Source organism: Actinomyces israelii DSM 43320 (genome assembly GCF_000711965.1).
GTDB lineage: Bacteria > Actinomycetota > Actinomycetes > Actinomycetales > Actinomycetaceae > Actinomyces > Actinomyces israelii.
The window spans coordinates 129,236-138,467 of the sequence record NZ_JONS01000009.1 but is presented as its reverse complement, the minus strand read 5'-3'; the positions used below and the strand labels follow the sequence as shown (position 1 = coordinate 138,467).

Annotated in this window: 8 protein-coding genes and 1 pseudogene; 4 read left to right on the top strand and 5 right to left on the bottom strand. The window is 71.7% G+C overall.

Translation table 11 applies throughout. The annotated features are described in order from the left end of the window. Nucleotides 1-109 (top strand): annotated as a pseudogene (locus O145_RS19835) (integrase core domain-containing protein); the annotation flags it as partial. A 441-nt stretch (nt 110-550) separates the two neighbouring features. Here O145_RS19835 and O145_RS05200 read toward each other — a convergent pair. Then, nucleotides 551-1,471, bottom strand: a complete 921-nt coding sequence (locus O145_RS05200; protein ID WP_043560570.1) for an ABC transporter ATP-binding protein — start codon at nt 1,469-1,471, stop codon at nt 551-553. Nucleotides 1,472-2,377: 906 nt separating this feature from the next. Between O145_RS05200 and tsaD the strand changes: the two genes are divergently transcribed. Further along, entirely contained in the window at nt 2,378-3,424 is a 1,047-nt protein-coding gene (gene tsaD / locus O145_RS05195; protein WP_043560566.1) for a tRNA (adenosine(37)-N6)-threonylcarbamoyltransferase complex transferase subunit TsaD, read from the top strand. A 151-nt stretch (nt 3,425-3,575) separates the two neighbouring features. On the opposite strand, the gene O145_RS05190 is transcribed toward tsaD, so the two are convergent. From O145_RS05190 to O145_RS05180, 3 genes are all read right to left on the bottom strand, one after another. Next, complete coding sequence (locus tag O145_RS05190; RefSeq protein ID WP_156966603.1) at nt 3,576-4,208, bottom strand: hypothetical protein; 633 nt, start codon at nt 4,206-4,208, stop codon at nt 3,576-3,578. A gap of 249 nt (nt 4,209-4,457) precedes the next feature. Continuing rightward, nucleotides 4,458-5,642 (bottom strand): glutamate--cysteine ligase, encoded by a 1,185-nt coding sequence (locus O145_RS05185; RefSeq protein WP_043560561.1) that lies wholly within the window; start codon nt 5,640-5,642, stop codon nt 4,458-4,460. A 66-nt stretch (nt 5,643-5,708) separates the two neighbouring features. Continuing rightward, nucleotides 5,709-7,022, bottom strand: coding sequence for a class I SAM-dependent methyltransferase (locus O145_RS05180; protein WP_043560558.1), 1,314 nt, complete (start codon nt 7,020-7,022; stop codon nt 5,709-5,711). 229 nt (nt 7,023-7,251) lie between these two features. On the opposite strand from O145_RS05180, the gene O145_RS05175 reads away from it, so the two are divergent. Together O145_RS05175 and groES are read left to right on the top strand one after the other, a co-directional pair. Continuing rightward, entirely contained in the window at nt 7,252-7,974 is a 723-nt protein-coding gene (locus O145_RS05175; protein ID WP_084682383.1) for a SanA/YdcF family protein, read from the top strand. Between the two features lie 265 nt (nt 7,975-8,239). Beyond that, nucleotides 8,240-8,536 (top strand): co-chaperone GroES, encoded by a 297-nt coding sequence (gene groES, locus O145_RS05170; protein WP_043560555.1) that lies wholly within the window; start codon nt 8,240-8,242, stop codon nt 8,534-8,536. Between the two features lie 185 nt (nt 8,537-8,721). On the opposite strand, the gene O145_RS05165 is transcribed toward groES, so the two are convergent. Continuing rightward, entirely contained in the window at nt 8,722-9,021 is a 300-nt protein-coding gene (locus O145_RS05165) for a WhiB family transcriptional regulator (RefSeq protein WP_043560552.1), read from the bottom strand. Nucleotides 9,022-9,232: the final 211 nt, after the last annotated feature.

Genomic DNA, 9,232 nt, shown 5'->3' with positions numbered 1-9,232 from the left:
GCCAGGCACCTGGAGAGCTACGGCATTCGCCCTTCGGTGGGCAGGACCGGGGTGTGCTGGGACAATGCCTGGGCGGAGTCGTTCAATGCGACCCTGAAGAACGAGAGGGTCTATCAGATGGTGTATCCCACAAGAAGCAAGGCCGTCCGGGATATTGCCTCCCAGGTCGAGCCCGGTACACACGCAGAAACGACTCCACTCCGCCCTGGGGCACAGGACGCAGGGCGAGGTCGACCAGGAGCACCGAGCAGTAAGACAAGCAGCCTGAAAGACCGCTTTCAGGGCTGTCCGAGACACGCCCAGCAGTCCATTCTGGCCTGTTCCGCCCTGGTTGTTTCGCTTCTCGGTATTGCTGCGCCTGCCGTTATAACTGCCGGGCAGGGCGCCGCTCCCCGCGTCTCTCGCGAGAGCCTTGGTTCTCCCGATTTCGATGACGTCTCAATAACTCATAGTCGAGGCGGCTGTCTTTTCCATATTCTCTGCCGCTGACCGCGCGTGATTTGTTTGTCCTCCTGTCCGCCCTGCCTTACAATAAATCGCGGCCCGAATATCACTGGCGGTCCGGGCGCTCATCTCGGGTGATCTTGATGTAGGCGTCTTCGAGGGTGGGGACGTGGATCTGAGCCCTGGCGGTGGAGATGCCGGCCTGCTTGAGAGCGGCGAGGGCCTGGTCGCGGTTGTGGACCTGGATGAGTATGCCGTTGGGCGCTGTTCGAGCGTGGTGTATCCCGGGCAGGGCGGTGATGGTGTCGAGGTAGTCGGCGGCATCGGGTGGGAGGAGGATTGCGCTCGGGACTGTGCCGGCGGTGAGAGTTGTTGGCGAGGCAGTGGTGAGCAGACGGCCTGCTTCGAGGATGGAGACCGTGTCGCACAGATGTTCAGCCTCGCTGGGGCAACAGGTGGTGCAGATGATGGTGGTGCCTTCTTCCCACATGGTTGTGAGCAGCTCGGCCAGATCGTGCCGGGCAGTGGCGTCCAGTGCTGCGGTGGGTTCGTCCAGGAAGAGCACCTCAGGATGATGGATGACGGCTGAGGCGATGGCGAGTTTCTGGCGTTCGCCGCCGGAGAGGTGCTCGACGCGCGAGCTTCGTACCCGACCCAGGCCCATAATTTCCATAAGTTGTTCGGCGCGGGCCTGCGAGGCTCCGAAAAGGGACGCGATGGTGCTCAGGTGCTCCCAGGCCGTGGCGTGTGAGAAGAATGCGGCGGCCTGGGACTGGACGCCGATTCGTGCCAGGAGGGCGGGGTCTCGTGGCAGTGGGGGGCGGCCCAGGAGCCTGATGGTGCCGGTGCGGGGCCTGCGTGCGCCGTGGATGATCTCGATCAGGGTGGTCTTGCCCGCCCCGTTGGGGCCGATGATGCAGTGAAAGGAATTGTGCTCGACACTCAGGTCGATCCCGTGGAGCACCTCACGGCTCCCGTAGGATTGGCGTACGCTGCGCACCACCACTGGCGCCTTGACGTCGTTCATTTTCTTCCCCTGTCAGAGAGATGCTTGGTGCCGGCCCGGCCGGAGCTCAGGGGCGCATCGCCGAGGTGTGCGTCCCCGGGATCTGCGGTCAGGCCCCTGTGCTGGCGCGCGAGCCGGCCGTTGACGGCTGCCCGGCGGATCTGTGCCGGTTCCCTGCGCCACTGGCGGTCGAGAGCCTGGTAGCGGCGGCGAGGCGCTCTGAGGTGTTTTCGTGCAGCCGTAGAACTCGTGCCCGGCCGGTGACGGCCCGCTCAGCCCGGTCGAGGGCCAGGGGCCTCCGGGCTGAACGTCTGGTGCACGGCGCCGACCGCGGCATTGATAATCCTGTAGCCGCGCGCGCAATGGTGCCGCGCCGGAGTCGACAACGCGGTCGTGCGGTCTCGATCACGGTCTCTCCTGTCCTGAGCGCAGTGGATTCACAAGCATCGCCTTGTTGCCGGGCAGGAGAAGAGTCTCTGAGGCGGAGGGGCTGCCGCTTCCTGCGCGAGGTTCGCCTGTTTCCTCCCTTCGGCGCATCCGCGGCCCTCCCTTGGGCCCGGGAGGCCCGGGAGTCTCTGCAGAGGAAGGGCCGCAGACGATCAGACGACGAGGCTCGTGGCCGGGCGCTGCTCGCAGTGCGTTCACCCGATGCGCCGCGCCCTCGCCGAGATCGGTCCGATCCCGTACCGAGGCAGGTGCGCGAAATCGTATGTGGCCCGTAAGCGAACGAAACCGCCGCAATCCGCCCCGCCTCGGCTCCCGGCACCGGGCACGGCTTCGCGCCCGGTGCCTGTAGGCTTCACCGTGAAGGGGCTCCCCTCCCGGGTCATGCGATCCTCGGCAAACCGCATTATCCCAGGCGGGACGAGTGCTTTCACCACGGTCCCGCCACCAACCGACGAAACCCCGAGGCTAGGCTGAGCGCTTGTGAGCGAACCTCTGATTCTGGGCATCGAGTCCACCTGCGATGAGACCGGCGTGGCCCTTGTGCGCGGCCGCGAGCTCCTCGGCGACGCCGTCGCCACCTCCATGGACGAGTACGCCCGCTTCGGCGGCATCATTCCCGAGATCGCCTCGCGCGCCCACCTGGAGGCCTTCATCCCCACCCTCGACGCCGCCCTGGAGGCTGCTGGAGCGGACCTGGGCGAGATCGACGCCGTCGCCGTGAGCGCCGGCCCCGGCCTCATAGGCTCGCTCACCGTGGGCATCAGCGCCGCCAAGGCCCTGGCCGCCTCCCTGGGCAGGCCGGTCTACGGCGTCAACCACGTCATCGGGCACCTGGCCGTCGATGAGCTGGTGGACGGCCCCCTGCCCGGCCGGTTCATCGGCCTCATCGTCTCCGGCGGGCACTCCAACCTGCTGCGCATCGGGGACGTCGCCACCGACGTCGTCGAGCTCGGCGGCACCCTCGACGACGCCGCTGGCGAGGCCTTCGACAAGGTGGGACGGCTGCTCGGCCTGCCCTACCCCGGCGGCCCGCACGTCGACCGCCTCTCCCAGGAGGGCAACCGGGAGGCCATCCGCTTCCCCCGCGGCCTGGCGGCGGGCAAGGACAAGGAGCGCCACCGCTACGACTTCTCCTTCTCCGGCCTGAAGACCGCGGTGGCCCGCTACGTGGAGACGCTCCGGGACGCAGGCCGGGAGGTTCCGGCCGCCGATGTGTGCGCCGCCTTCTCCGAGGCCGTCAACGACTCCCTGACCGCCAAGGCCGTCCAGGCCTGCCTGGACTCGGGCTGCGACACGCTCGTGGTCGGCGGCGGCTACTCCGCCAACTCCCGGCTGCGCGATCTGGCCGCCGAGCGCTGCGAGGCAGCCGGAATCGCCCTGCGCCTGCCGCCCCTGCGCTACTGCACCGACAACGGCGCCCAGATCGCCGCCCTGGGCGCCGCCGCGGTGCGCGCGGGCGTGGCGCCCAGCCCCATGGACTTCGCCCCCGACTCGGGAATGCCCCTGGACATCAGCGTCGCTTCCTGACTGCCACCGGGAGCCTCCGCCCGCCCTCCTCGCCGAGATCGGTCCAGTTCCGCACCGAGATCGGTTCACTTCCGGCTCGAGATCGGTTCACGGGGCCGCGCGACGAATGCGCCCGGGCCATCGCCCCGCGCGGCCGCCCTGCGACAGGACCTCACTGGAAGGGCTGGAGCGTGTAGGGGCGGGGCCGGTAGAGGCCGGGCCCCCACGGGGCGTAGGTCGACTCGGACGCGGTCAGGGGCTCGCCCTGGCGCCAGGGGTCGTAGGCCAGGATCCTCAGGGCGGTCCGATGGCTCTGCTGGAAGGCGGTGTGGGCGTTGCCGGCGTGGATCATGGTGCCGGGCAGGGGCGTCTCGCCCCCGTCGAAGGCGACGCACACGAATCCCATGGAGGCCGAGCCGACCAGGGCGGGCGTGTGCTGCGTGACGACCTTGACCAGGATGCGGCCGTGGGCCTCCTGCCAGGCAATGGTCCGAGCCTGCGCACCCGGCGCCCGCAGGGTGAGCCCGTGAGCGCTGACGATGGTGCACGTGCCACGGTGACGGCCTATCGCCCAGGCGCCTATGCCGATGGGGAGGGCGAACAGCGGAGTCGCGACGAGGACCAGGACGATGCCCATGCGGCCGAAGAACAGCAGCATGGCGAGCGCCATAGTTCCCAGGCTCAGCAGGAGCATCAGGACGATTGCGGCGCTCGAGCGCCGGGTGGACTGCGAGCGCAGAACAATGCTCCCAGCCGGGGTCGGCCCGGGGGGCGGAGCGGGGAGAGGCGTCATGGGGGCCGTCATGGAGACACGGTAGCGGGATCGCGGCGCCGCGGCGATGGGCCGGCCTCCCCGCCCGGGATCGCGGCGCCTGCCCGGGCGCGACGACGCCGGTCGGGCACCCGGGCGCGCGAGCGGAGCCGACGTCGGCGGTGGGACCGCCGGGCCGGGTCGGTGGCAGCGGCGGGCGCCCCGCCGGACTCCGTGAACCGATCTCGGCGCGGAATACGACCGATCTCGACGAAGGGGGGCGGCTCGGCCGGGCCCTCGGCCTCAGGCCGGGGCGGCCGGCGAGGCAGCCTCCTCGGGCCGCAGCGGGCGCCCGGCCCGCAGCTCGGCCAGCAGGAGCCGCACCGCCGCCTCGTTGCCGCCTTCGGCGCGCACGGCCGCCAGCTGGCGCTGGTAGGAGGCGCCCGCCTCCAGGGTGGCCCGCACCCCGTCCAGCTCGGCCTCGCACCCCAGGTCCGCGGCCACGGGCGCCAGCTCGGTCAGCATCCGCTCCACCGTGTCGGTCACCAGCTCCTCGTTGCCGAGCGAGTCGGTGATGAGGATGGCGTCCATGCCGTAGCGGGCCGAGCGCCACTTGTTCTCATCGACGTACCACGCCGGCATGACGTCCAGCTCCTCGCCGCGGTCCACGGCCCGCGAGAAGCTCTCCACCAGGCACTGGGTGAGCGCCGCAATGCCCGCCAGCTCGGTGAGGTTGGTGGCGGCGTCGCAGGCCCGCACCTCGACCGTGCCCAGGCGAGGCGAGGGCCTCACGTCCCAGCGGACCTCGGTGAAGTCCTCGATGACGCCGGTGTGGATCATGTCCCCGGCGTAGGCCTCGAGCTCGTCCCAGGTGTCCAGCTGGTGGGGCGCCCCGGCCGTGGGCAGCTGCTGGAACATCATTGCCCGGTTGTCGGCGTAGCCGGTGTCCAGGCCGGCCCAGAACGGCGAGGACGCGCTCAGGCACTGCAGGTGGGCCGTGCGGGTCAGCAGCGCCCGCAGGATCGGCAGCGCCTTGGCGCGGTCCTCCAGGCCGACGTGCACGTGGGTGCCGAAGATGAGCATCTGGTGGCCCCACAGGCGCGTGCGGTCCACCAGCCGCGCGTAGCGCTCGGCGTCGGTCACCTTCTGCACCAGGGGGTCGGCGAAGGGGTGCGTGCCGGCGCTGGCCAGGTCCACGCGCAGGGGCTCGGTGATCGGCAGGAGCCGGTCGAAGGCCAGGGCGATGTCCTCGACGCACTCGGCCACGGTGCGCCTGGCCCCTGAGACCAGCTCGACGGTGTTGAGCATCATCTCGCCGTGGATGTGCTCGTCGGGCCCCGCCGCCTGGAGGATCTCGGCGGCGCACTGGCGCAGGTCGAGGCTGTCGCGGTCGATGAGCTGGAGCTCCCACTCCACGCCGAGCGTGGAGCGCTCGGAGCGGGCGAAGGGCAGGGGTTGGCGGTGGACAAGGCGTGCGGGCGGGGCCATGGAGACTCCTCAACGGTGTCGGGGCGGGCCGGGGCGGTGGTCGGACGCCTGCCGGGGCGGCGCGCCTCAGGAGGCGGGAGCGGGGTCCTCGACGGGCGGAGTCGCCGGACAGGGCTCGGCGACGACGACCACTCCGCGCGTGCGGTCCTCACGGGGGCCCAGACGGGTCATGATCCAGGTCTCGTGGGCCTCGCCGCTGGGGCGGACGGCGGTGCGCACGGCCTCGGGCGCGACCGGCAGGCCGCGCTTGTGGATCTCCAGGCTGCCGATGCCGCGCTCGCGGACGCGGGCCCTGAGCGCCTTCAGGCTCAGGGGCAGCGCCTCGCGCACCCGCCACGAGCGCACGAACGGCGCCAGCGCGGTCTCGGGGAGCCGGTCGCCGCTGAGGTAGGCGATGCGCTCGCCCATCGGCGCCGCGTCGAGCCTCTGCGCCAGGTGGGCCACGAGCCCGGCGCGGATCGCGGCGCTGTCGGGCTCGTGGATGTAGGTTCTCAGGTCTCCGATCTCGGCCAGCGGCGCGAGCTGGACGGGTGGCGTGGAGGGGTCGTCGCAGTCGGGGTCGCGCAGGGTCCGCGCGGCCGGGCCGCCCTGCTGGCCCCGGACGCCCTGCGGGTCGCCGTCAGCGGGCAGGACGAGAGCCGAGCGGCCCGGGCCCTCGGCGGCGAGCGGGCCGCACCAGATGCCGGCCTCCACGACGTCGCCGCCCACGCTGACCCACTGCACGTGGGCGTCGGCGGGCAGCGCGGCGTGGTCGATGCCGGGGGCGGCCTTGACGCCGAGCGCCTCGACGTCCTCGCGCAGAGCCAGGACCCGGCCGAGCGCCGGCGACCACTGCTCGGGATCGGAGATGCGGCGCCCGTCGGCCCGGCGCGCCGGGTCGGCGAAGACGGCGTCGACGCCGTGCGCCGCCAGGTCGAGCTCGAGCGCGTCGGCGCACAGCACCTCGGCATCGGGGAAGGCCATGAGGTTGACCGTCGCCAGCGCGGCCGTCGCCTCGTCGCGCTCGACGGCGAGCACCTTCAGGCCCAGGCCCGCCAGCGCCATCGCGTCCCCGCCGATGCCGCAGCCCAGGTCGGCCACGCGCCGGAGCCCGGCGCGGGCGTACCGGGCGGCGTGGTGGGCCGAGACGGCCAGCCGGGTGGCCTGCTCCAGCCCGTCGGGCGTGAAGAGCATCCTGGAGGTGAACGGGCCGAACTTCGCCTCGGCGCGGCCGCGCAGCCGCTGCTGGGTCAGCGCGGCCGACACGAGCGCCGGCGGGTGCCCCTGGTCGCGCAGGGCCTGCCCCACCGACAGCGCGGTGGACTCGTCGTAGGGCGGGAGGTCTGCGAGCAGCGCCCAGCCCTCGGGCGTGAGCAGAGGAGCGAGGTGCGAGGCGTCCATCGAGCGATCATGGCACGCATTGGACCGGTGTGGGGTGACCCGCCGCGTGGCGATGGCAACGATCCGGGTGCGCCCGAGCGGCGGGGCCGGTGCGGTCCCGGCCGAACCCCCCGGTTCCGGGTGGAGAGGTCTCCCCCTCGTGGTGCGCCCGCCGCAGGATTACCGTGATGAGTCGACCGCCGCCCGGTGCCCGCCTGGGTGCGCTGCGGCGGTGAGAAGGGAGGCCCTCATGGGTACGGGTACGAGCGGGAGCACGGGTGCGCGGAGCAGGCGCCGGACCTGGGCGGTCCGGGCGGCGTGGATCACCGCGGCCCTGGCCGTCGTCGTCCTCGTGGTGCCCAATGCCTGGATCCTGGCGGCGAGCGCAGGCCGGGTGAGCGACTACGGCGAGGACGGGGACACGGCGGAGGCGCCCGTGGCCATTGTCCTGGGCGCGTCGGTCTGGGCCCCCGGCGAGCCCTCGCCGTGGCTGAAGTACCGGCTGGAGACCGCCGCCGGCCTGTACCGGGCGGGGCGGGTGGACGCCATCCTGGTCTCGGGGGACAACAGCCGGGTCGACTACGACGAGCCCACCGCAATGCGCGACTACCTGGTGGGCCTGGGCATCCCCTCCGAGGCGATCGCGCTGGACTACGCCGGGTTCGACACCTACGACACCTGCGTGCGCGCCCGCAGGATCTTCGGGGTCGATCAGGCGCTCCTGGTCTCACAGAGCTTCCATGTGAGCCGGGCGGTGGCGGTGTGCCGCTCGGCGGGCCTCGACGCCCGCGGTGTGGGCGACACCCAGGCCGCCGTCGACCGCGGCACGTGGGCGCGCAGCTGGCTGCGTGAGCGCCCGGCCGCCATCAAGGCCGCCTGGGACGTGATCACGAGACGCGACCCCATCCTGGGCAGGCGGGAGACCACCGTGGACGAGGCTCTGGCGTGGACGCGGGCCCACCGCGGGACGTGACCGCCGGCGCCGGCCTGCGGCGGTCCGGCCGGGTGAGGGGGGACGTCCTGCACGCCCAGGGCGAACCCGACCCGCCTTTCTGGCACTCGCATTGACTGAGTGCTAATCGCGCGCGTACATTCCGTGTCGGACGCGGGGCCCGTGCGGCCCCGCGGCGCGCGCCCTCGGCGCTGACGGACCGACCCCCGCGACGGCGGACCGGCACCGTCGGGACGCGGACCCAGACACTATCCGCATACTGAAGAAGCGAGAAGGGGAGGACGACATGTCGATCTCCATCAAGCCGCTCGAGGACCGGATCGTCGTGCAGACGGTCGAGGCCGAGCAGACCACCGCGTCCGGCCTGGTCATCCCGGACACCGCCAAGGAGAAGCCGCAGGAGGGCAAGGTCGTGGCCGTGGGCCCCGGCCGCGTCGACGACTCCGGCAAGCGCATCCCCGTCGACGTCGCCGAGGGCGACCTCGTCATCTACTCCAAGTACGGCGGCACCGAGGTCAAGTACGCGGGCGAGGACTACCTCATCCTCTCCGCGCGCGACGTCCTCGCCGTCGTCACCAAGTGACCCCTGCCTCGGAGCAGGCTCGCTGACGCGTCCCGGCCGGCCCGATGGGCCGGCCGGGACGCGTCGTCGCCAGGGGCGGCCCTGCATCGTTGTCGTGGTTATCGTGATCGCCGTGGCGGGGCGCGGCCGATGCGGGCCGCCGGGGGAGGCGCGGGGCCGCAGGGTCCTGAGCGGGGGACACGGGTTCAGGCCGGTGTCTCGCGCCCGCGCTCCTCCCGGTCTATCCAGGCGCGGCGCTCCTCCTCGGTCATGCCGCCCCATACGCCGTAGGGCTCATGGGTGGCCAGGGCGTGGTTGCGGCAGTCGACGATCACGGGGCAGGCGCGGCACACCGCCTTGGCGTCGTTGTCGCGTTTGCGGCGCGAGCTGCCGCGCTCGCCCTCAGGGTGGAAGAACCGCATGGAGTCCATGCCGATGCAGGCGCCCTGGTACTGCCACTCCCACAGCGTTGTGATGGGCCTGGGAAGACGTGCATTTCCTGCCATCACGCCCCTTCCTCGCGCGGATGCACGGATCGCACTTGAACACGTTGTGCCCGGTACAACATTAGGTACATCGCGGCGGCGAGATCAAGCACTTGCGGAGGGTGTTTTTTCTGAGATTCGGACGATCTCGGTGAGCGGGGCGGTCGCGGGGGGCGGGCTCCAATCTGACGCACGTTGGACACAGTTGGGCGTCTTCGCGCATCTGCAACGT